Origin of the sequence: Vibrio sinaloensis (genome assembly GCF_000808535.1) — a bacterium.
In the GTDB taxonomy this organism is placed as follows: domain Bacteria; phylum Pseudomonadota; class Gammaproteobacteria; order Enterobacterales; family Vibrionaceae; genus Vibrio; species Vibrio sinaloensis_D.
This window is the reverse complement of the sequence record NZ_JWLV01000048.1, coordinates 102,563-126,219: the sequence shown is the minus strand read 5'-3', so window position 1 is coordinate 126,219 and position 23,657 is coordinate 102,563. Positions and strand designations below refer to the sequence as shown.

The window sequence follows — 23,657 nt, the reverse complement described above, 5'->3', positions numbered from 1 at the left end:
AAAAATCATGAAAAAAATAACCATTAGCGATCTGATGAAATGGAAGCAGGAAGGTCGTAAATTTGCCACTTCTACCGCTTATGACGCAAGTTTTGCGCAGCTGTTTGAAAGCCAAGAAATGCCCGTGCTACTCGTCGGTGATTCACTTGGCATGGTTCTTCAAGGAGAATCGTCAACGCTGCCAGTCACAGTAGAAGAGTTAGCCTACCACACGCGCTGTGTACGCGCAGGAAGCCCAAACTGCCTTCTAATGGCTGATATGCCGTTTATGAGTTACGCAACGCCTGAGCAAGCGTGTAAGAACGCAGGAAAGCTAATGCGTGCGGGTGCAAATATGGTGAAAATCGAAGGTGGCGACTGGTTAGTCGAGACCGTAAAAATGCTGACAGAGCGTGCCGTACCAGTTTGTGCTCATCTTGGATTAACGCCTCAGTCAGTCAACATTTTTGGTGGCTTCAAGGTACAAGGCCGCGACCAAGAAAAAGCGGATCGCATGGTTCGCGATGCCCTAGCGCTCCAAGAGGCAGGCGCGCAAATCATCCTACTGGAATGTGTCCCTAAGGAGCTCGCAGCTCGCATCACAGAAGTGTGTGATGTGCCGGTGATTGGTATTGGTGCGGGTAACGTGACAGACGGTCAAATCTTAGTGATGCACGACATGTTTGGTATTGCCGCTAACTACATGCCAAAGTTCTCGAAAAACTTCCTTGCTGAAACCGGAGACATGCGTAAAGCTGTTGCCAAATACAAACAAGACGTTGAGAGCGGTGCGTTCCCTGACGACGCACACACTATTGCCTGAGGATAATGTTCATGCAAACTTTTGCTGAAATTGCTGCTCTTCGTGAGCAAATTAAACAGTATAAAAGAGATGGCCGAACAATCGCGTTTGTACCAACGATGGGCAACCTACACGAAGGTCACTTAACGTTAGTACGCAAAGCTCGCGAGCACGCTGATGTGGTTGTGGTGAGTATTTTCGTTAACCCAATGCAGTTTGAGCGTGCTGACGATCTCAATAACTACCCTCGCACATTAGAAGATGACCTCACCAAGCTAAGCGGTGAGGCGGTAGAATTGGTCTTCACCCCAACGCCTGAAATCATCTACCCAGAAGGGCTAGATAAACAAACATCGGTTGATGTTCCAGGTTTATCGACCATTCTAGAAGGTGCATCACGCCCAGGTCATTTTCGTGGCGTATCAACAATAGTCACCAAGCTGTTCAACATTGTTCAGCCCGATGTGGCTTGCTTTGGCGAAAAAGATTTTCAACAGTTAGCCGTCATTAGAAAAATGACTGAAGACTTAGCGCTCGATATCGAGATCATTGGTGTGCCAACAGTTCGTGAAATGGATGGCCTTGCAATGAGCTCTCGCAACGGTCTGTTGACTCTAGATGAGCGTCAGCGCGCACCAGTATTGGCTCGTACCATGCGTTGGATCAGCAGTGCAATCCGCGGTGGTCGTGATGACTACGCCTCTGTGATTGAAGATGCCAGCGATCAGCTGCGTGCCGCAGGTCTCCAGCCTGATGAAATCTTTATCCGCGATGCTCGCACGCTCCAAGCGATTACAGCCGAAACCACTCAAGCCGTGATTCTGATGTCTGCATTCTTAGGCAAGGCACGTCTTATCGATAACCAAGTGGTTGAGATGACAGTGGAAACAAAAGAAGAGGAAGAAGCGTCAACCTCTGATGAAAAGAGCGAGTAATCGCCTACTATCGTTTAAAAAGGCTTGGTGCTGCGCACCAAGCCTTTTTTGATTCAAATGAACTCGTCAACTAGCTTCTTAAGCCGATTCCCTTAGTCACTAAGTAGTGCGCGATCGCGTACAACACGACAACGAAAATACTCAACACACCAAATGAAGTGACAATACCAACATCAGATACCCCCAAAAAGCCGTAGCGGAATGCGTTAACCATGTAGACAATCGGATTGATTTTCGACACACCCTGCCAAAACTCAGGTAACAAGCTGATGGAGTAAAACACGCCACCAAGATAGGTCAAAGGCGTTAAGACAAAAGTCGGGATGATCGAGATATCATCAAACGTCTTCGCGAACACCGCATTGATCAAGCCCCCCAAAGCAAACACGACAGAGGTCATAAATACGGTCGCGATGATTATGCCCCAGTGCTCAACTTGAAGATCAACAAACAGTAGTGAGACAACAGTAACAATGGTGCCGACGAGCAAACCTCGCACTACACCACCCATCACAAATCCTAAAATGATCACATAGTTGGGTACAGGCGCAACCAGCAACTCTTCAATGTTTTTTTGGAACTTAGCACTGAAAAACGATGATGCTACATTCGAGTATGAGTTAGTAATCACCGACATCATAATCAAGCCAGGAACAATGTACTCCATGTAGCTAAAACCGTTCATCTCACCAATTCTAGAGCCGATCAAGCTGCCAAAAATGATGAAGTATAGCGTCATGGTGATCGCAGGTGGAACCAAGGTTTGCACCCAAATGCGGGTAAAGCGATTGATCTCTTTGGCTAATAAACTGCGAAAAGCGGTCCAATACAACTGATACATGTTATTCGATCCCCTCTCTCACAATGCTAACGAACAGCTCTTCCAATCGGTTGGCCTTATTGCGCATTGATAACACCTTCACCCCTTGTTCGGTCAACTGAGTAAAAATACCGTTAAGCCCTTGTGTTTTCTCAATTTCAATCTCTAACGAGCCCGCGCTAAACTGCTGCTTGTTGACACCCTCGAGTCTTGGTTCAGGGGCACCATCTTCCAAATCAAGAATAAAGGTCTCCACCTGCAGTTTGTTAAGCAGACTTTTCATGGTGGTGTTTTCGATCAGCTCACCCTTACTGATGATGCCGATATTGCGACACAACATCTCCGCCTCTTCTAAATAGTGAGTGGTGAGTATGATGGTAATCCCTTGCTCAGAGTTAATTTCTTTAAGAAACTCCCACATTGAACGACGCAGCTCGATATCCACCCCTGCGGTCGGCTCATCCAAAATCAGTAGCTGCGGCTCATGCATAAGCGCTCGAGCAATCATCAAACGGCGCTTCATTCCGCCAGATAGATTTCTTGCACGTTCGTTACGTTTTTCCCACAAATCGAGTTTAGTTAAGTACTTTTCAGCCCTTTCTTCCGCCAGTGATTTAGACACCCCGTAGTAGCCCGCTTGCTGCATGACGATCTGTTTCACCGTTTCAAATTGGTTGAAATTAAATTCTTGCGGTACCAAGCCTAGGTTTTGCTTTGCAAGTTCTAAATCGCTATCGATATCAAAACCGAATACCTTAACGTTACCTGATGTCTTGTTGACCAAAGAGGAGATGACGCCAATAGTGGTCGATTTACCCGCGCCATTGGGACCAAGCAGTGCGTAAAAGTCCCCTTTTTCCACATTTAGGCTGACGCCTTTCAGTGCTTCAAACCCACCTGCGTAGGTCTTACGCAGCTGTTCAATCTCTAATGCATACATAACAAACTATCGTTTCTTTGAATTAACCAAATTAGTTTATCGTTGAGTAACGATGATTACAATTAAACCTTTCGAATATTTTAGAAATATAAAAATTATTCAAAAAAAAACGCCGCAGAAGCATCTGCGGCGTGGAGTGACATTCTCTAAAAATTAGCGGCTAAACTAGCTCTGACTGACCTTCACCTGTATCTACATGACGAATAGCCGCTTTAAGCGCTTCATAGCGGAATTTATAAGTGTTGGCAGCAGGTACCAAATCAAGCACATGGAACTTCTCTAGTTGCTGGCGCGTTTTCTCATTTGGACACAGAAGATACACTTCACAATTAGCGTCTTGCGCGTCTTTAATCGCGTTTTCTAGGGCTAGCCCTACAGTCACATCGATCATCGGCACATCGGTCAAATCAAGAATCATCACCTCGTAATCAGAAATACTGGTGTGCTGACGTGAAATCGCTTTCGACACGCTAAATATCATGGGGCCAGAAAGATAGAAGAACAGTACTTTACCATTGGCCATGTCTAGCAAGCCGCGTTCACTGTCAGACAGCGGTACGTCATCTTCATCCGCATCACTGATCGCCTTCACTTGGCGAGCTTGTTCACGACTCAAGCGCTCGATGATGATGATGTTTGAGATAAATACCCCCAAACCAACTGCCACAATCAAATCGACAAACACAGTCAACAGCATTACGCCATACATGATCGCCATACCGGCAAAACTGACTCGGTGAGCACGCTGGATAAAACTCCAATCAAGGATGTTGAAACCAACATAAACCGCAATACCCGCCAGAACCGCCATCGGAATCGGCTCAGTTAGGCCACCGGCTACCAGTACAACTAATGCAAGCATTAGCGCACGAATTACGCCAGACAGAGGCGAACGGGCACCAACTTGAATGTTTGTTACTGTCCCCATAGTCGCACCAGCGCCTGGCAATGCACCAAACAAACCGGAAATCATGTTCGCTAAGCCTTGGCCACGAAGCTCTTTGTCTGAATCGTGTTCTTTCCGTGTTAATGAGTCACCGATAACCGCAGTCAACAAGGTATCGATACAACCAAGAGTACCGAGCACCAAAGCATCAATGACCATTTCTGTAAACATAGACGCATCGATGTGCGGTATCACTAAAGAAGGCAGTCCTGCAGGAATTTCACCAATACGACGAATCGAGTCTGTATCAAATAGAATGACGGAAAGCAGTGTGACAGCGACAAGCGCGACCAGTTGAGCTGGAACGTACTTACGATAACGCTTAGGAAAGAAAAACAAGATCCCGAGAGTCAGCAAGCCAAGAAATAGCTCACTAAATTTCATATTGGCGACCGTATCAGGTAACGCAGATAAGGTGCCAATTACACCACCAGCAGGTGCAGCGTGACCAAGGAGGGGGGATAATTGGAGAATAATCAGAATCACGCCAATCCCCGACATAAACCCGGAGATGACGCTATATGGCATCAAAGTTACGTATTTTCCTAACTTTAGCGTACCCAGCAAGATCTGAAACGCACCTGCCATCATCACAACAGTGAACGTCATTGCCATCCCCGTCTCAGGGTACTTCGCCATCATACTGGTTAAAACGGCAGTCATGATCACCGTCATGGGGCCAGTAGGCTCTGATATTAACGTATTCGAGCCACCAAAAAGTGAGGCAAATAACCCCACCATTATGGCTCCCCAAAGCCCGGCTTCAGCGCCAGCTCCTGAGGCGACACCAAACGCTAGTGCTAATGGTAAAGAGATGATGGCGGTAGTCACACCACCAAACAGATCTCCTTTGAGATTGATATCTTCAAAACGACTTCCAAACACAACTCAGCTCCATGCTTAAAATTTGGCTACGACACCTTACTTTCTGGGTTACCCTATACAGGCTCAAAAATTGAGTCCAATAACCACTCTTTTTGTAGCGAAACATAACGAGAAATATTAGCGATTTGCTGCGAAATGTCGCTATTTTCATCACTTTACCAAATGTTATCTAGTAGAGATAAGTGTTAATTACATCTCATAACTCATACTTTATAACCTTTGGTTAGGATGAGTGCTAAGTTTATGATTTTTAGCGCTCAAACACGTCAGATGAGTGCCTTTTCGAGCAATTATCATAGGAACGAAATTGTAACATTGTGTATAGTGGTGCAAGAATTTTTTAAGGATTGCGAACGAGATGCCGGAAATTAAACAGCTATTTGAAAATAACTCGAAATGGTCTGAGTCAATTAAAGCTGAGCGACCAGAATACTTCACGAAACTTGAAGAAGGTCAAAACCCCGGATTCCTCTGGATTGGTTGTTCTGATAGCCGAGTACCTGCTGAACGTTTAACGGGGCTTTATTCTGGTGAATTGTTCGTCCACCGCAACGTTGCGAATCAGGTAATCCATACCGACCTTAACTGTTTATCCGTTGTTCAATACGCGGTTGACGTACTCAAGGTCAAACACATCATCGTCTGCGGACACTATGGCTGCGGCGGGGTCAATGCGGCCATAGACAACCCACAACTGGGGCTGATCAATAACTGGCTGTTGCACATTCGCGATTTGTACTTCAAGCATAGGGACTACCTAGATCGCATGGCACCTGAAGATAAAGCTGATAAGCTCGGAGAGATCAACGTCGCGGAGCAAGTGTATAACTTGGGGAACTCAACGATTATGCAAAATGCTTGGGAGCGCGGCCAAGACGTCGAGATTCATGGCGTTGTCTACGGCATTGGCGATGGTAAGTTGCAGTACTTGGGGGTACGTTCTAGCTCAAGGGAAAGTGTCGAAACCTCATATCAAAAAGCGATGGAATCTATTCTCAATTCAGATCAGCAGCTTCTTTGCCGATAACGACTAAGCCTGAAAAAGAACGCCCGTGAACCTTTCACGGGCGTTTTTGCATCTGTCTTACTGAACTGATTTACTCTTGAGGCACAACTTTACCGATGTATGGTAGATGGCGGTATTTCTGCGCGTAGTCGATACCCACACCGACAACAAACTCATCAGGAATTTCGAAGCCAATCCACTTAACATCGACATCCACTTCTCTACGAGATGGTTTATCCAAAAGAGTACATATCTCAACTGACTTTGGCTCACGCAGTGTCAGGATCTCTTTCACTTTGTTCAAGGTATTACCTGTATCGATAATGTCTTCAACAAGTAAAACGTCTTTGCCTTTGATGTCATCATCAAGATCTTTAAGAATACGAACATCGCGTGAACTTTCCATGGTATTACCGTAGCTCGATGCTGTCATGAAATCGACTTGGTGAGTCAGATCAATCGCACGAGCCAAATCAGCCATAAACACAAATGAACCACGTAGAAGACCAACAAGAACAAGATCCTCGCTGCCTTTGTAGTGTTCACTGATTTGTTTGCCTAACTCTTTCACTCGTTCGCTGACTTCTTGCTCAGAAATCATTACTTCTACTGTATGTTTCATACCAATCTCATTTATCGCGTGGGCTAACATTCATTTCTGAAATAGTAGCTGATGTTTTCAAGCGCCTAGTTTAACGATTGCGGAACAACAAAGAAAGAGTCTCATGCATCAGAAAAGCCACACACATCAACTAAACCCTATGACGTTCCGCACGTATATTAACAATTGTGGTTATAAAGTGTACTGAAAACGTTGACCTTCTTTATATGCACCATTACACTCATTATGCTTCTAAGCAAATAATAAAATACTAAATAGGGCAAAGCCCAATACAAACAACTCAATTGGCAAGGATATTGATATGGACTCAATAGCGAAAAGACCGCGCACGCGTCTGTCTCCGCAAAAACGTAAACAGCAACTGATGGAGATTTCTCTGGAGGTATTTGCTCGTCGTGGCATCGGACGCGGAGGTCACGCAGACATTGCTGAAATCGCTCAGGTTTCAGTCGCAACCGTATTTAACTACTTCCCGACTCGTGAAGATCTCGTTGATGACGTTCTGAACTATGTCGTGCGTCAGTTCTCGAATTTTCTATCGGACAATATTGATTTAGATCTTCACGCGAAAGATAACCTAGAGAACCTCACATCGGCAATGGTGAACCTCGTTGCCAATGATTGCCACTGGCTAAAAGTGTGGTTTGAGTGGAGTGCATCAACGCGCGATGAAGTATGGCCACTGTTTGTCACCACTAACCGCACAAATCAGCTTCTAGTACAGAACATGTTTATCAAAGCGATTGAACGTGGTGAAGTCTGTGACCAGCATGATCCAGCCGATCTTGCGACACTGTTCCACGGCATTTGTTACTCGCTGTTTGTACAAGCCAATCGTGTACAAAACACAGATGCACTGTCTAAGCTAACCCAAAGTTACTTGGATATGCTGTGCATCTACAAACGTGACCACTGATCAAAACTCACTACTGGTAAAGCTGATACTCAGGTATCAGCTTTTTTATTTCTGTCAGGTATAAAAAAACCGCTGAATTATCAGCGGTTTTTTACTATCAATCTTCAAGAAAAATTACTTTTTCTTTTTCGCTTTCGGGTTTGGAAGGTCAGTGATCGTCCCTTCAAACACTTCCGCCGCTAGACCAACAGACTCATGTAGAGTTGGGTGAGCGTGGATAGTTAGCGCGATATCTTCTGCATCACAACCCATCTCGATTGCAAGACCGATTTCACCTAGTAGTTCACCACCGTTAGTACCAACGATAGCACCACCAATCACGCGGTGAGTCTCTTTGTCGAAGATAAGCTTAGTCATACCATCTGCACAATCAGATGCGATTGCACGGCCTGAAGCAGCCCATGGGAATGTCGCTGTTTCGTAGTTGATGCCTTCAGCTTTCGCTTCTTTCTCAGTCTTACCAACCCACGCCACTTCTGGCTCTGTGTAAGCAATTGAAGGAATAACTTTAGGGTCGAAGTAGTGCTTCTTACCAGCAATAACTTCAGCAGCAACGTGACCTTCATGCACACCTTTGTGCGCAAGCATTGGCTGACCAACGATATCGCCGATAGCAAAGATGTGAGGAACGTTAGTACGCATTTGCTTATCAACGTTGATGAAACCGCGCTCATCGACTTCTAGACCTGCTTTTTCTGCATCAAGAAGTTGACCGTTAGGTACACGACCGATAGCAACTAGAACAGCATCGTAGCGCTCAGCTTCTGCTGGTGCTTTTTTGCCTTCCATTGAAACGTAGATACCGTCTTCTTTCGCTTCAACTGCTGTTACTTTGGTTTCAAGCATTAGGTTGAACTTGTTCTTGATACGCTTAGTGTAAACTTTCACGATATCTTTATCCGCAGCTGGGATAACTTGGTCGAACATTTCAACAACGTCGATTTGAGAACCTAGAGAGTGGTAAACCGTGCCCATTTCTAGACCGATGATACCACCGCCCATGATAAGCAGCTTGCCAGGAACTTCTTTCAGCTCAAGTGCGTCAGTTGAGTCCCAAATACGTGGGTCTTCGTGTGGGATAAATGGCAGTTTGATTGGACGAGAGCCCGCTGCAACGATCGCGTTGTCAAAGTTAACCACTGTTTTGCCTTCTTCACCGTCCACTTCAATCGTGTTAGGACCAGTAAATTTACCAAAACCGTTAACCACATTAACTTTACGCATCTTAGCCATACCGCCAAGACCGCCAGTTAGTTGGTTGATAACTTTTTCTTTCCACTTACGGATCTTGTCGATATCAGTTTGTGGCTCACCAAACACGATGCCGTGCTCAGCAAGTGCTTTCGCTTCTTCGATAACTTTAGATACGTGTAGTAGTGCTTTCGATGGGATACAACCCACGTTCAGACAAACACCACCAAGAGTGCTGTAACGTTCAATAAGAACAGTTTCTAGACCTAAGTCTGCACAACGGAATGCGGCAGAGTAACCAGCAGGACCTGCACCAAGTACTACTACTTGGGCTTTAATTTCTTTGCTCATTTTGACCTCTTGTAGTCATAATCCCTAACAGGCTGAGTGGGTATTGATTCACTATGTTCAAGTCAGTTTGTTTTAAACAGTTATTTTCAGACCGACATCAGTTTACAGAGATGTTAATGGTGTGAAAAGTAAATCAATTTAGCCTGTGAGCTAGACAACAATTCGCTTGAGAAAACCTTATTGAGTCTAAGGTCTGCAATCAAATTGTTTGGTAATTATTATTAGTAGAGGCGGCTAAATGTGCCGCCTCTCAACCATCTGACTTCTATTAAAGAACTAGACGACGAATATCTGATAGCGCTGCGTTCAAGAACGTGATGAAGCGAGCACCTTCCGCGCCATCAATCACACGGTGGTCGTATGATAGAGACAGTGGAAGCTGTAGACGTGGTTCGAATTCTTTACCGTTCCACACAGGCTTCATTTCAGACTTAGACACACCTAGGATACCTACTTCTGGTGCATTTACGATTGGTGTAAATGCCGTACCGCCGATGCCGCCAAGGCTAGAGATTGTGAAACAACCGCCTTGCATGTCAGCAGCCGTTAGCTTACCAGCACGTGCCTTCTTAGACACAGCCATTAGCTCTTCAGATAGCTCGTAAATGCCTTTCTTGTTCACATCTTTAAATACAGGAACAACTAGACCGTTAGGCGTATCTACTGCGATACCGATGTTTACGTACTTCTTAAGAATGATGCTTTCGCCATCTTCAGAAAGAGAAGAGTTAAACGCTGGGAACGCTTCAAGTGCTTTCGCTGCTGCTTTCATGATGAACACAAGTGGCGTGATCTTCATGCCCGTGTCTTTCTTCGCTTCGATAGCGTTCTGCTCTTTACGGAATGCTTCTAGCTCAGTAATGTCAGCGTTGTCCCACTGTGTAACGTGAGGGATCATTACCCAGTTACGGTGTAGGTTTGCACCAGAGATCTTCTTGATCTTAGAAAGCTTCTGAACTTCAGTTTCGCCGAACTTGCTGAAGTCAACTTTTGGCCAAGGTAGAAGACCAAGTGCGCTACCATCGCCTTTGCCAGATGCTGCTGCACCTGCGCCAGACTCAAGACGCTTAAGCGCATCTTTAACGTAAGCTTGAACGTCTTCTTTTAGGATACGGCTCTTACGACCTGTACCTTTAACCTTAGATAGGTTTACGCCAAATTCACGAGCAAGACGACGAACAACTGGAGACGCGTGTGCGTAGTCGTTGTTTTCTTGGAAATCACCAGTCGCTGCAGGAGCTGCTGCCGCTGGAGCTTCAGCTTTAGGAGCTGGTGCAGCCGCAGGTGCCGCTGCTTGAGCAGGAGCTGCAACAGGTGCTGGAGCTGCAACAGGTGCTGGAGCTGCGCCTTCAACAACGAAAGTCATGATCAGAGAGCCAGTCGTGACTTTATCGCCCGCTGCAATCTTGATTTCTTTTACTGTACCAGCGAATGGTGCTGGAACTTCCATTGAAGCTTTGTCGCCTTCAACAGTGATTAAAGATTGCTCTTCTTCTACTGTGTCGCCAACCGCTACCATGATCTCAGTAACTTCTACTTCGTCACCGCCGATATCAGGAACATTCACTTCTTTCTCAGCTGCTGCCGCCGCAGGTGCCGCTGGAGCTTCTACTGCTGCTGGAGCCGCTGCTGCGCCTGAACCTGCAGTTTCGAATACCATGATTAGAGTACCAGTTGTTACTTTATCGCCAGCAGCAACTTTGATCTCTTTTAGCGTACCAGCGAATGGTGCTGGAACTTCCATTGAAGCTTTGTCGCCTTCAACAGTCAGAAGAGATTGCTCTTCTTCGATGCTGTCGCCAACTGCAACCATGATTTCAGTCACTTCGACTTCGTCGCCGCCGATATCTGGAACGTGAACTTCTTTAAGCTCGTTTGTAACTGGGGCCGCTGCTGCTGGAGCTGGAGCCGCTACTGGAGCCGCTTCTGCCGCAGGAGCAGGTGCAGCAGCTGCTGCACCCTCGGCTTCGAAAATCATGATTAGAGAACCAGTCGTAACAGAATCACCTTCAGTTACTTTGATTTCTTTAACAATACCTGCTTGAGACGCTGGAACTTCCATAGAAGCTTTGTCGCCTTCAACAGTGATCAAAGACTGTTCTTCTTCAACCTTGTCGCCAACGCTTACAAGAATCTCAGTAACTTCAACCTCATCCGCACCGATGTCAGGTACATTAATTTCGATTGCCATTGCTTATTTACCTTCTAGTTAAGCGCTGTATTAAGCGTAAAGTGGGTTTGTTTTTTCAGTGTCGATGTCAAACTTAGCAATCGCTTCAACGACGACTGACTTCTCAACATCACCACGTTTCGCTAGCTCAGTAAGAGCTGCAACAACTACGTAGCCCGCGTTAACTTCGAAGTGACGACGTAGGTTCTCACGGCTGTCAGAACGGCCGTAACCATCAGTACCAAGTACTTTGTAAGACTCAGAAGGCATGAACGCGCGAACTTGCTCACAGTAGTTCTTCATGTAGTCAGTCGCGGCGATAGCTGGCTCGCTGCCCATTACTTGTGCAATGTAAGGTACTTTCGCTTCTGCTTCTGGGTGAAGCATGTTGTAACGCTCTGCGTCTTGACCGTCACGAGTTAGCTCGTTGAACGATGTTACAGAGAACACGTCAGATGCGATGCCGTACTCTTCGCTCAGGATAGTCGCTGCTTTACGTACTTCGTTCATGATAGTACCAGAGCCCATTAGCTGAACTTTAGACTTGTCACCTGCGTAAGACTCAAGCTTGTAGATACCCTTACGGATGCCTTCTTCAGCGCCTTCTGGCATTGCTGGCATTGCGTAGTTTTCGTTCATTACCGTTAGGTAGTAGAACACGTTCTCTTGGTTCTCACCGTACATACGACGAATACCATCTTGCATGATGACTGCAACTTCGTAAGCGAATGTTGGGTCGTAAGAAATACAGTTAGGAACCGTGTTCGCCATGATGTGCGAGTGGCCGTCTTCGTGCTGTAGACCTTCACCGTTTAGCGTAGTACGACCTGCAGTAGCACCTAGTAGGAAACCGCGAGCTTGTTGGTCACCAGCCATCCACGCCATGTCGCCAACACGTTGGAAACCGAACATAGAGTAGTAGATGTAGAACGGGATCATTGGCAGATCGTTGGTGCTGTATGAAGTCGCAGCCGCAACCCAAGATGCCATTGAGCCTAGCTCGTTGATACCTTCTTGTAGAACCTGACCTGACGTTGCTTCTTTGTAGTAAGAAACAATGTCGCGATCTTGAGGTGTGTAGTTCTGACCGTGCGGGTTGTAAATACCGATCTGACGGAACAGACCTTCCATACCGAACGTACGAGCTTCGTCACAGATGATAGGAACGATGTTCTTACCAATGTTCTTGTTCTTAAGCAGGATGTTAAGAGTACGAACGTAAGCCATTGTTGTAGAGATATCACGCTTCTGCTCGCTTAGTAGCGGAGCGAACTCTTCTAGCTCAGGCACTTTGAATTCTTGAGTGAACTTAGGTAGACGCTGTGGCGTGTAACCTTTTAGTGCTTTACGACGAGCGTGTAGGTATTCGTATTCCGCTGAACCTTCTTCAAGTTTCAGGTATGGAAGTTCTTTCACTGCTTCGTCAGTTAGGATGTCCTGAAGGCCTAGACGATCACGTAGGTGTAGTACGTGAGTCATGTCCATCTTCTTAACTTGGTGCGCGATGTTCTTACCTTCCGCCGCTTCACCCATGCCGTAACCTTTAACAGTCTTCGCTAGGATTACTGTTGGACGACCTTTCGTTTCTGCTGCGTTCTTGTAAGCTGCGTACAGTTTAGAAGAGTCGTGACCACCACGCTTAAGTGCGAAGATTTCGTCATCAGTCATGTCTGCAACCAATGCAGCTGTCTCAGGGTACTTACCAAAGAAGTGCTCACGTACGTATGCGCCATCTTTAGATTTAAATGTTTGGTAGTCGCCATCTACAGTTTCGTTCATTAGCTGTAGAAGCTTACCTGACGTGTCTTTCGCCAGTAGTGCATCCCAGTTGTTGCCCCAGATAACCTTAACAACGTTCCAGCCAGCGCCTTTGAACAGACCTTCTAGCTCTTGGATGATGCTACCGTTACCCATTACAGGGCCATCTAGACGCTGTAGGTTACAGTTGATTAGGAAACAAAGGTTGTCCAGTTTCTCACGCGCAGCGAAAGATAGAGAACCACGTGATTCTGGCTCATCCATCTCACCGTCGCCTAGGAAAGCGTATACACGTTGAGCAGAAGTATCTTTAAGACCACGACCTTCTAGGTACTTAAGGAAACGAGCTTGGTAGATCGCAGAGATTGGACCAAGACCCATAGATACTGTAGGGAATTGCCAGAATTCAGGCATTAGTTTAGGGTGCGGGTATGATGGGATACCTTTGCCATCTACTTCTTGACGGAAGTTATCTAGCTGCTCTTCAGTTAGACGACCTTCAACGAATGCACGAGAGTAGATACCCGGTGAGATATGACCTTGGTAGTAAACTAGATCGCCACCGTCCGTCTCATTTGGAGCGCGGAAGAAGTGGTTGAAACAGACTTCGTAGAATGCAGCCGCTGATTGGTAAGAAGCCATGTGACCACCAAGGTCTAGGTCTTTCTTAGATGCACGCAATACGATCATGATTGCGTTCCAGCGAATGATTGAGCGAATACGACGTTCAAGAGTCACATCACCTGGGTATGCTGGCTCTTGTGCTGCCGGAATCGTGTTGATGTAGTTCGTGTTGATACCAGTTGGCATATCAACGCCGTCTAGACGTGCTTTCTCTAGAACAGTTTCTAGTAGGAACTGTGCACGTTCTACACCTTCTTCACGTACTACTGACTCTAGGGCTTGCAGCCAATCTTGAGTTTCCAGTGCGTCTACGTCATGCTTCATGTCAGACATGGCGATCTATCCTTCTGTTGGTTGGATCTAGTTATTTACGCAACGACTTCAAGAGTCGTTACCTTGTTGAATTCGACGCAAAGAGCGCTCTCTGCGCGACTCTTCACGAGTCAAATCCAACAATGTTTCTTCAATATAAGCTAAGTGTGAATGACACATTTCACGCGCCTTTTCTGGCTTACCTGAAACGATCGCTTCCACGATATTAGCTCTGTGTTTACTTACTTTTTCGACCACTTCATCGCGGCGGTGTAAGAGCTTTAAATTCTGTAAGATATTCTGCTCAAGCAATGGCGCTAAACTGCGAACAATATGCAGCAGCACTACGTTATGCGCCGCTTCCGTTAAAGCGATCAGAAACTGCATAACTGCAGCGGCTTCCGCTTCAATGTTTTTCTCAGTTTGTTGCTCACTGATTTTTTCGAGGCTTGCCTCGATACGAGCGAAATCTTCTTCAGTCCCACGAACGGCTGCAAAGTACGCTGAGATACCTTCCATCGCATGACGCGTTTCCAGTAAATCAAGCTGAGTCTCTGAGTGGCTAGACAATAAATTTAGCAGAGGATCTGAAAAGCTGGTCCAGATGTTTTCGCTAACGAATGTGCCACCACCCTGTCGACGAGTAAGAAGACGCTTCGCTTCAAGGCGTTGAATTGCCTCACGGATTGAAGGACGAGACACATCAAACTGTTTAGCCAGCTCGCGCTCTGGCGGCAATTGTTGCCCCGGAGACAATGTTCCTTCCACAATCAGCCTTTCTAACTCTTGTTCAATGACATCAGAAAGTTTTGGCTGACGAATCCTTTGATAAGCCATAGTTGTTATTCTTCTACTCTTTGCAGTCAATTGGTAATACCAATTTTATGTTGGCGAGGAAATTAACATAATTAAAACGCAAGTTCCAGACAAAAGTTGACCTAAATCATAGAACAGGTCACGCTTCAACATCTTGATAACAATAGTGGATTAAAACATCAATCAAATTGGTCTGACCAATTACAATTTGTAAACAGATGGGAAGAAAGCGTGCTAGCTATCACAGTTTGATAGGCGAGTTTTAAATAAATATGAAAGGTTATTAGGGAATGAGAAGAAAGATGCGCAGCCTTAGAAAATCAAAAAGGGTTGATGGAACGCATCAACCCTATCGTTAACCTACCAAGCGCAAAGCGTTAGCGGGCTTCCAGATGGTCAATCATCAACTGCAATGACTGATTGCCACGAAACTCATTGATATCTAGCTTATAAGCTAAGTGAACGGTCTTGACTGACGCGTCCGGCCAACGTCGCAAATCAACGTTAAAGGCAATCCCATCGATCATGATATTGGTTGGGTGGCCTTTATGTAGAGGCTCAAGCATTAATTTGAGATGTTTCTCTCCCACCAACTTCTGATGTAAGACTTTAAACTCGCCATCGAACAAAGGCTCCGGAAACGCCTGTCCCCAAGGGCCACCAGCACGAAGCATTTCAGCCGTGTGCATAGAGAATTCCTCCGGCTTTAGCTCACCATCAGAAAGAATCACACCTTTGAGCGCAGCTTCGTCTAAGTCCTGTTTCACCGCCTCATCAAACAGCTTAGCAAAACGCTCAAAGTTGCTTTCCATAATCGTCAAGCCTGCCGCCATCGCATGCCCACCAAACTTCACAATCAAACCTGGATTTTGAGTATCGATGCGATCGAGCACATCACGCATATGCAGGCCAGGAATCGAACGACATGAGCCTTTAATGCTTCCCTCACCTCCATCAGCAAACGCTATTACAGGGCGATGAAACTTCTCTTTGATTCGCGATGCTAAGATCCCAATCACGCCTTGGTGCCAATCGCGTTGGAACAAGACCAAACCATGGGGCATATCGCTATCACCAAACTGTAAGCGCTCACAAAAAGCCATCGCTTCTTGCTTCATGCCTTCTTCAATTTCTTTGCGCGTCTGGTTTAGTCCATCCAACTCACTTGCCATTCGACGAGCTGCATGGATGTTACTCGCCATCAAAAGCTCAACACCAAACGACATATCATCCAAGCGCCCCGCGGCATTAATGCGCGGACCTAAAGCAAAGCCAAAGTCAGACGCCACCAATCGCCTTGCATCACGCTTAGCGACTTCAATCAAAGCTTGAATTCCCGGGCGCGCTTTACCTGCGCGAATTCGCTGCAATCCCTGATGGACTAAAATACGGTTGTTTTCATCCAGCGGCACAACGTCAGCCACTGTACCTAGCGCCACTAGGTCAATCAGCTCCATCAATTTCGGTTCTGCCATTCCTTGCTGGGCAAACCAACCGTTTTTACGCATATGGACACAAAGCGCCATCATCAGATAAAACGCCACGCCCACACCTGCTAATGCTTTTGATGGAAACGCACATTCTTGAAGGTTGGGATTGACCATAGCATCAACATTTGGCAGTTCATGACCAGGTAAATGGTGGTCAGTCACCAATACCTTTAGCCCTTGCTCTTTGGCATAACGCACACCATCAATAGAAGAGACGCCGTTGTCGACCGTCATGATCACTTGTGCGCCAATTTCGATCGCTTGATCTACCACCTCTGGGCTTAAGCCATAGCCATCTTCAAAGCGGTTAGGAACAAGATAATCAACATTGTTTGAGCCGAGCATGCGCAGCGCAAGCACAGAAAGCGCAGAGCTGGTTGCACCATCGGCATCAAAATCACCCACCACAATAATTCGCTTTTGCTCCGCAATTGCGTTGAAAAGCAGCTCAACAGCAGCCTCTATCCCGTGCAGTTTTTGATAAGAGTGCAGTGCTCTTGCCGTTGTTTCGAGTTGCTCAGGCGATGTAATTCCGCGGCTGATATAAACGCGTTTTAACAGAGGTGCAATGGTGTCAGGGAGCAGAGAGAGATCGACTTCCGGTCGTCGTTGAATTTCTATCATAAATATCGTGAGGTCTTGTTGGGGAAACCTAAGGTACGTGGTCTGAGTATAAACAAAAAGGGAGCATTACGACGCTCCCAATCTTATTCAATCAAGTCAGCAGATTATTAAATCTGTTCAAGGCGCTGTAAAAGCTGTGCTGGCGGTAAGTAACCACCCACCATTTCGCCGTTAGGAAGGAAGATAGCAGGCGTTCCACTAATACCAAGTTCTCGACCTAACGCATAATGCTGTTTGATGATGTCTTGATACTTGGCAAAGTCTTTGCTCTGTTCTGGGAACTTGCGGTTTACTTTACCGTCATGCATCGCAGACTGAGGATTATCAGCCCCCCAAATGGCCGCCATTTGATCCGCGACGGAACCCGTTCCACCTTGACGTGGGTATGCCATGTAGCGAACAGTAATACCCAGCTCATTGTAGCCTTGCATCTGATTATGTAGGCGAACACAGTAACCACATGTAATGTCGGTAAATACCGTCACTACGTACTTTTCGTTGTCGGCTTTGAACTCGATCATGCTGTCCTTGAACGATTCAATTTTGGCCGCATTAATAGGTGCCTGGCGCTTGGCAAGTACATCTTCGTACTGACCATTCCCATCTAACTTGTACAAGGTCCCGGCAAGAAAGTAATCACCCGTTGGTGAAGCGAATAACACCCCACCGGTTGTTTGCACTTCCACGAGACCATCAATATCAGCAGGAACCACTTGCTTCACTTCCAAACCCAGTTTTGCAAAGCGCGCTTCAAGCTGAGCTTTGTCAAATGTCACTTCGTTTGCAGAAACACTCTGGGCCGCAAGGAGCAACGGCAGAGTCAGTAGAGTCATACGGCGTAATACGCTCATCAAGTTCACCTTCATTTTGTGCGAGAGCCTACGCCCTTGGGTGGTGCTCGCTGTGTAATTGTTTCAATCGCTCTGTGGCGACATGAGTATAAATTTGCGTGGTCGACAAGTCACTATGTCCGAGTAACATCTGCACAACCCGTAAGTCAGCACCATAATTGAGTAAGTGCGTCGCGAACGCATGCCGCAATACGTGAGGTGACAACTTTTCGCTATCAATACCCGCTATCACGGCGTAATGTTTTATCCGGTGCCAAAACGTCTGGCGAGTCATCTGCCGAGCCCGTTTGCTTGGAAAGACCACATCGGAAGTATTTTCACCTAGTAACTCAGACCGCCCCTGCTCAAGAAAAGTTTCAATCCAATCGACTGCGTTTTCTCCCATCGGAACAAGGCGTTCTTTGCCCCCTTTACCCGTAACACGAACCACCCCTTGACGTAGGCTAATGTTTTCCATGGTAAGGCTCACTAACTCGGTCACACGCAGCCCGGTAGCGTACAAAAGTTCCAGCATCGCTTTATCACGAAGCTCCATGGGATCATTAGGATCGGGGGCATCAAGCAGCGCGTCTACCTGCGCTTCACTGAGATCTTTGGGTAAACGCTTAGGCAATTTAGGGCTTACGAGTAAGGCGCTGGGATCATCCGCGCGGACTTTCTCTCGATGCAAATACTGAAATAACCGACGAATTGCCGACAGCATTCTAGCACGAGAAGTTTGCTTGTACCCTTCGTCTACCAACCAAGTTTGATATTCCTGCAAACCTGATAAGCTAATGAAATCTAGACGATAGTTATGCTTACTCATCCATTGAAGCAGTTTGCTTAAATCGTTGCGGTAAGACGCTAATGTGTTTTCGGATAACCCGCGTTCCATCCACATCGCATCTAAAAACTGTTCAACAAGTCCTTGTTCAGGAGACATTACCTCAGACACGGTATTCCTCAATTCTTCGACATGGCTCCAATGTAAGTGTGGCTAAGCAATAAAGCCATAAAATTTGTCCTTTCCCTTCGATATTCGCTGCAAACCTCGCCAATTTGTGGTTAGAATTCGCTATCAACTCCCGAGTAAAGAACAAAACGCTATGAAAATCGGTCTATTTTACGGCTCAACTACCTGCTATACCGAGATGGCAGCAGAAAAAATTCGCGCGATCATCGGTGACGATCTTGTCGACATCCACAACGTAAAAGAATCTCCTCTTAGCCTAATGGCTGACTACGATCTTCTGCTCCTTGGCATCTCTACATGGGACTTCGGTGAAATTCAAGAAGACTGGAATGAGCTTTGGGATCAGGTCAGCGGTCTGTCTCTTGCTGGCAAAACCGTCGCACTGTTTGGTCTGGGTGACCAAGAAGGATACGGCGAATGGTATCTTGATGCGATGGGCATGCTGCACGATGAGCTCAAAGCAACGGGAGTGAATTTTATCGGATACTGGCCAAACGACGACAGCTATGAGTTTGAAGCATCCAAAGCCTTAACTGAAGACCAGAGCAAGTTTGTCGGCTTAGCGCTAGATGAAGACTCTCAATACGAGCTCAGCGACGAACGCATCGCGACTTGGGTTGAACAAGTTCTGGTTGAGTATCAAGAGACGCTTTAACAAATGCTTTAGGGGTTGGTTATAGATCCAACCCTTTTCTAATCAGCTTGAGCTCAGCTCTCACAACGTTTTAATGCATCATGAAAACGTCGCCAATCAAAGACTAAGCCCGGGTCACTCTTACGAAGCGGCGCGATATACTGATGGCCAGTGATTCTTGAGGAAGTGATCTGCGGGTAACGCAATTGCAACTGTTGAGTCAGCTCTGTCAGCGATTGATATTGCGCATCGGTATAAGCTACGTAATCACAGCCTTCTAGCTCAATGCCAATCGAGTAATCGTTGCATTTTTCTCGGCCAGCAAAACTCGATACGCCCGCGTGCCAAGCTCTGGCATTAAAAGGCACGAATTGAATGATCTCTCCATCACGGCGAACAAGGCAATGTGCCGATACGCCCATAGTATGAATCACCTTAAAGAAGGGATGCGCGTTAGGATCGAGCTTGCCAGTGAAGAACTGCTCGATATATGGCCCGCCAAACTGACCCGGTGGCAGACTAATATTGTGTACGACCAATAGCGAAATATCCGTCTCATCACTTCTTTGATCAAAAAATGGCGAGGGAACATGGCGTGCCGGTCGATACCAACCTCTATCATCAATCATAGCTGAGCTCTTTCTGAAGTTACTCTTTGAGTTTTCTGTGATTTTATCCCTTTAGCAATGAAATGCGAGATTAAAGGCTGAATTTCATCCACAGTCAGCGTATCATGCCCACCTCTTGTCCAACTGCGTATTAGATTTGCGATGAAAAACACACACAACAGCCAAGAACGCCTCGAATATTTGAAGCAGCAACTTCCTCTAGAAATCTCACGTGCTGTCGCTGACACCATAAAAGAAGATTTAGGTGGGACTCTCGATCCAGCCGCAGACATCACCGCAAGTCTAATTCCTGATGACGCTCGTAATGAAGCAACCATTATCACTCGCGAACACGGTGTATTTTGTGGCCAAGCATGGGCTGATGAAGTGTTTAAGCAACTCGGTGGTCAAGTCACGATTACTTGGCATGTGCAAGATGGCGACAAAGTCGAGCCAAACCAAGTATTGTGTACTCTGGAAGGTCCTTCGCGCGCGTTATTGACAGGCGAACGTAATGCGATGAACTTCATTCAAACACTCTCCGGCTGTGCAACCATCACCGCCCAATACGCAGCCGAGCTTGAAGGGACAAACTGTCGCCTTCTCGACACACGCAAAACCATTCCAGGTTTACGCAGCGCTTTGAAGTATGCCGTTGCCTGTGGTGGCGGTTTTAACCATCGCATTGGCGTGTTTGATGCTTACTTAATTAAAGAAAATCACATTATTGCTAATGGTGGCATTTCTCAAACCATCAAAACGGCCAAAGAGCTCAACCCAGGTAAGCCTGTTGAAGTTGAAACAGAAAGCTTAGAAGAGTTGCAAGAAGCGATTGATGCTGGCGCTGATATCATCATGCTCGATAACTTTACGACAGAGATGATGCGAGAAGCGGTAAAAATCAATGCCGGTCGTGCCGCACTAGAAAACTCAGGAAACGTGACGTTAGCAACACTGCGTGAATATGCTGAGACTGGTGTAGATTACATTTCAGTTGGCGCACTCACCAAGCACCTTAAAGCGCTCGACCTTTCAATGCGATTTAAATAAATAGCAGCCATTGATTCTGGAATAAAAATCATATTTTTCAATTATTAAGCAGAGGCATCAAAGCCTCTGTTTTTGTTTCAATCATAAGAAACACCACATTAAACCGTGCGATATCTCGAAAACTTTTGCCGCCACACTGCAACTAAACATTAACTTTCCCTAATCCACTCGGAAAGCGCCTTTTCCCACATACCCCACTCCACTCAACCCTTTTATGCTCTCAGGCACATAATCTTTTTCACTTTGGAGAGTACAAATGAAACAAACGAATAACCGTAAAGCAAAGGGTTTTACGCTGATTGAGTTAATGATAGTAGTGGCAGTTATCGGCGTATTGGCGGCGATTGCCATCCCTCAATATCAGGGATACGTTAAGAAAAGCGCTTTGGGTACAGCCCTTGCCTCTGCTTCGGCATATAAAACACAAGCTGAAGACACAATTGCGTTTCAAAATCAATTTCCATCTATATCCGCCGCTTTTGGGATAGGGACAATTAACGCCACTTCCGGTGCGGTTAGCTCCGCCAATAATATCCTAGCAGAAGTAACCCAGGGGGCGGGCACTGGTAGTAAGGTTAAACTATCACGCTCTACTGCAGGACAGTGGACATGCGAACACAACGGTACAGATATTAACGTAACTGGATGCAGCTACAATAGCTCAATCTAATCTTGATGCTAACTAACCTCCCAGCTATCTTGCGCCAAGCCCACCTTTTGGATGCGGCGCAAGAAGCGAGCGTTATCGAACATTGTCAAGCCTCCGGCCAATCCGTGCCGGAGGCTTTGCTCACTCTGAACCTGATTGAACACCAGCAACTGACTGAGCAACTCGCACACATTTTTGGCCTGCCGAAAGTAGAGATTGACCAATTTGACTACGCTGCGATTTGTCAAAGGTTAGGGCTGAGGGAACTCATCACCCGCCACCAAGCCTTGCCACTCTATGAAAGTGCTCAGCAACTCACTATTGCCATTGCCGATCCGACAAACCTTGAACTAGAAGATGAATTTCGCTTTGCGACGGGTCGGCAAATTGAGCTAGTTCTTGCCGATATAAAAGCGCTTCATAGTGCAATTCGTAAACTCTATGGCCGAACAATAGAGACGGGACTATCAGCAAAAAAAGAGCTCAATGAGCAAGACCTCGAACAGCTGGTCGATGTTTCCGATGATGAAATCGGCACCATTGAAGATCTCAGCTTAGACACCGCTCCGGTGAGTCGTTATATCAATCAAATTCTGCTTGATGCTGTGCGAAAAGGGGCATCCGACATTCACTTCGAACCCTATGAAGATTCCTACCGCGTCAGGCTTCGCTGTGACGGTATTTTGGTCGAAATCCAGCAACCTGCACATCATTTAAGTCGACGTTTAGCCGCCCGATTGAAAATTCTCTCCAAACTCGACATCGCAGAACGGCGGCTTCCGCAAGATGGGCGTATTAAACTAAAAATCGGCACCAGTACCGCAATTGATATGCGCGTTTCAACATTACCCACCTTGTGGGGAGAAAAAATCGTCCTCCGCTTGCTAGATAGCAGTGAGGCGAGTCTTAACATTGATGCCCTCGGATATAATGACACACAAAAACAGCAATACCTGAATGCATTACGCCGCCCACAAGGGCTAATCCTTATGACGGGACCAACGGGCAGTGGTAAAACCGTCTCACTCTATACCGGATTAAAACTATTAAACACGGCGGAAGTGAACATCGCGACAGCGGAAGATCCCGTAGAAATCAACCTCTCTGGTATCAATCAAGTCCAAGTCCAACCTCAGATTGGCTTTGGTTTTGCGCAAGCCTTACGCGCATTTCTCCGCCAAGACCCAGACATCGTAATGGTGGGTGAAATCCGAGATATTGAGACCGCAGAGATTGCCGTTAAAGCCGCCCAAACTGGCCACCTCGTGCTCTCGACTTTGCACACAAACTCTGCCGCAGAAAGTGTCGCTAGACTCAGCAATATGGGCGTAGAACCCTTTAATATCGCCTCTTCACTCAGTTTGATTATCGCCCAACGGCTTGCTCGACGTTTGTGTAATCATTGCAAAATCGCTTATCAAGTCGACCACTCTCACGCGATAGGACTCGACCTAACCCTAGGTGAAACTCTTTATCGTGCATCTAGCGATGGGTGTTCAGAATGTAATAACGGCTACGTAGGACGTGTTGGCATCTACGAAGTCATGTCCTTTACCCCTACCTTATCTCAAGCCATCGCGCAGGGCTCTTCAATCCAAAGCCTCGAGCAACTTGCTCGTAGTGAAGGGATGGCAACATTAAAAGAATCTGGCTTAGAAAAGTTGCGTTTAGGCATTACTAGTGTCTCTGAGCTGCAACGCGTACTCTACTTATAGCGGGAAGT

20 protein-coding genes are annotated in these 23,657 nt (G+C 46.4%); 8 read left to right on the top strand and 12 right to left on the bottom strand.

All coding sequences use genetic code 11. The features are described from left to right. Positions 1-7: 7 nt before the first annotated feature. Positions 8-802, top strand: a complete 795-nt coding sequence (gene panB / locus RJ47_RS19405) for a 3-methyl-2-oxobutanoate hydroxymethyltransferase (RefSeq protein ID WP_039486312.1) — start codon at positions 8-10, stop codon at positions 800-802. An 11-nt stretch (positions 803-813) separates the two neighbouring features. After that, on the top strand, positions 814-1,716 hold the full coding sequence (gene panC, locus RJ47_RS19400; protein ID WP_038191306.1) for a pantoate--beta-alanine ligase: 903 nt from the start codon (positions 814-816) through the stop codon (positions 1,714-1,716). A gap of 70 nt (positions 1,717-1,786) precedes the next feature. Here panC and RJ47_RS19395 read toward each other — a convergent pair whose 3' ends face one another. From RJ47_RS19395 to RJ47_RS19385, 3 genes are all read right to left on the bottom strand, one after another. Continuing rightward, on the bottom strand, positions 1,787-2,557 hold the full coding sequence (locus RJ47_RS19395) for an ABC transporter permease (RefSeq protein WP_005475692.1): 771 nt from the start codon (positions 2,555-2,557) through the stop codon (positions 1,787-1,789). Position 2,558: 1 nt separating this feature from the next. Continuing rightward, positions 2,559-3,476 carry an ABC transporter ATP-binding protein gene (locus RJ47_RS19390; RefSeq protein ID WP_039486309.1) on the bottom strand — a complete coding sequence of 306 codons (918 nt, stop codon included), beginning with the start codon at positions 3,474-3,476 and terminating at the stop codon, positions 2,559-2,561. Between the two features lie 160 nt (positions 3,477-3,636). Then, positions 3,637-5,307, bottom strand: coding sequence for a SulP family inorganic anion transporter (locus RJ47_RS19385; protein WP_039486307.1), 1,671 nt, complete (start codon positions 5,305-5,307; stop codon positions 3,637-3,639). Between the two features lie 358 nt (positions 5,308-5,665). On the opposite strand from RJ47_RS19385, the gene can reads away from it, so the two are divergent. After that, complete coding sequence (can, locus tag RJ47_RS19380; RefSeq protein ID WP_039486305.1) at positions 5,666-6,334, top strand: carbonate dehydratase; 669 nt, start codon at positions 5,666-5,668, stop codon at positions 6,332-6,334. A 70-nt stretch (positions 6,335-6,404) separates the two neighbouring features. Here can and hpt read toward each other — a convergent pair whose 3' ends face one another. After that, on the bottom strand, positions 6,405-6,935 hold the full coding sequence (gene hpt / locus RJ47_RS19375) for a hypoxanthine phosphoribosyltransferase (RefSeq protein ID WP_038137618.1): 531 nt from the start codon (positions 6,933-6,935) through the stop codon (positions 6,405-6,407). Positions 6,936-7,236: 301 nt separating this feature from the next. Here hpt and RJ47_RS19370 point away from each other — a divergent pair, with 301 nt between their 5' ends. Next, on the top strand, positions 7,237-7,851 hold the full coding sequence (locus RJ47_RS19370) for a LuxR/HapR/OpaR family quorum-sensing transcriptional regulator (protein WP_005475688.1): 615 nt from the start codon (positions 7,237-7,239) through the stop codon (positions 7,849-7,851). Positions 7,852-7,965: 114 nt separating this feature from the next. On the opposite strand, the gene lpdA is transcribed toward RJ47_RS19370, so the two are convergent. The 7 genes from lpdA to xerD all read right to left on the bottom strand — a co-directional run bounded on the left by lpdA (position 7,966) and on the right by xerD (position 18,963). Beyond that, positions 7,966-9,393 carry a dihydrolipoyl dehydrogenase gene (gene lpdA / locus RJ47_RS19365; protein WP_005475672.1) on the bottom strand — a complete coding sequence of 476 codons (1,428 nt, stop codon included), beginning with the start codon at positions 9,391-9,393 and terminating at the stop codon, positions 7,966-7,968. A 268-nt stretch (positions 9,394-9,661) separates the two neighbouring features. After that, a complete protein-coding gene (aceF, locus tag RJ47_RS19360; RefSeq protein ID WP_039486303.1) occupies positions 9,662-11,584 on the bottom strand; it encodes a pyruvate dehydrogenase complex dihydrolipoyllysine-residue acetyltransferase in 1,923 nt (640 codons plus the stop codon). A 30-nt stretch (positions 11,585-11,614) separates the two neighbouring features. Beyond that, entirely contained in the window at positions 11,615-14,278 is a 2,664-nt protein-coding gene (gene aceE, locus RJ47_RS19355) for a pyruvate dehydrogenase (acetyl-transferring), homodimeric type (protein ID WP_038137622.1), read from the bottom strand. 48 nt (positions 14,279-14,326) lie between these two features. Then, on the bottom strand, positions 14,327-15,094 hold the full coding sequence (pdhR, locus tag RJ47_RS19350; protein ID WP_005475680.1) for a pyruvate dehydrogenase complex transcriptional repressor PdhR: 768 nt from the start codon (positions 15,092-15,094) through the stop codon (positions 14,327-14,329). A gap of 356 nt (positions 15,095-15,450) precedes the next feature. After that, on the bottom strand, positions 15,451-17,187 hold the full coding sequence (gene recJ, locus RJ47_RS19345) for a single-stranded-DNA-specific exonuclease RecJ (RefSeq protein WP_038191312.1): 1,737 nt from the start codon (positions 17,185-17,187) through the stop codon (positions 15,451-15,453). 107 nt (positions 17,188-17,294) lie between these two features. Beyond that, positions 17,295-18,038, bottom strand: coding sequence for a thioredoxin fold domain-containing protein (locus RJ47_RS19340; protein WP_039486300.1), 744 nt, complete (start codon positions 18,036-18,038; stop codon positions 17,295-17,297). 28 nt (positions 18,039-18,066) lie between these two features. Further along, positions 18,067-18,963 (bottom strand): site-specific tyrosine recombinase XerD, encoded by an 897-nt coding sequence (gene xerD / locus RJ47_RS19335; RefSeq protein WP_039486298.1) that lies wholly within the window; start codon positions 18,961-18,963, stop codon positions 18,067-18,069. 163 nt (positions 18,964-19,126) lie between these two features. Between xerD and fldB the strand changes: the two genes are divergently transcribed. Beyond that, a complete protein-coding gene (gene fldB / locus RJ47_RS19330) occupies positions 19,127-19,648 on the top strand; it encodes a flavodoxin FldB (RefSeq protein WP_038137631.1) in 522 nt (173 codons plus the stop codon). Positions 19,649-19,701: 53 nt separating this feature from the next. On the opposite strand, the gene ampD is transcribed toward fldB, so the two are convergent. Further along, entirely contained in the window at positions 19,702-20,256 is a 555-nt protein-coding gene (ampD, locus tag RJ47_RS19325; RefSeq protein WP_039486295.1) for a 1,6-anhydro-N-acetylmuramyl-L-alanine amidase AmpD, read from the bottom strand. Between the two features lie 141 nt (positions 20,257-20,397). On the opposite strand from ampD, the gene nadC reads away from it, so the two are divergent. The 3 genes from nadC to pilB all read left to right on the top strand — a co-directional run bounded on the left by nadC (position 20,398) and on the right by pilB (position 23,649). Continuing rightward, entirely contained in the window at positions 20,398-21,285 is an 888-nt protein-coding gene (gene nadC / locus RJ47_RS19320) for a carboxylating nicotinate-nucleotide diphosphorylase (RefSeq protein ID WP_039486293.1), read from the top strand. Between the two features lie 256 nt (positions 21,286-21,541). After that, positions 21,542-21,955, top strand: coding sequence for a pilin (locus tag RJ47_RS19315; RefSeq protein WP_039486290.1), 414 nt, complete (start codon positions 21,542-21,544; stop codon positions 21,953-21,955). A gap of 5 nt (positions 21,956-21,960) precedes the next feature. Continuing rightward, a complete protein-coding gene (pilB, locus tag RJ47_RS19310; protein WP_039486287.1) occupies positions 21,961-23,649 on the top strand; it encodes a type IV-A pilus assembly ATPase PilB in 1,689 nt (562 codons plus the stop codon). The last annotated feature ends 8 nt before the right edge of the window (positions 23,650-23,657 follow it).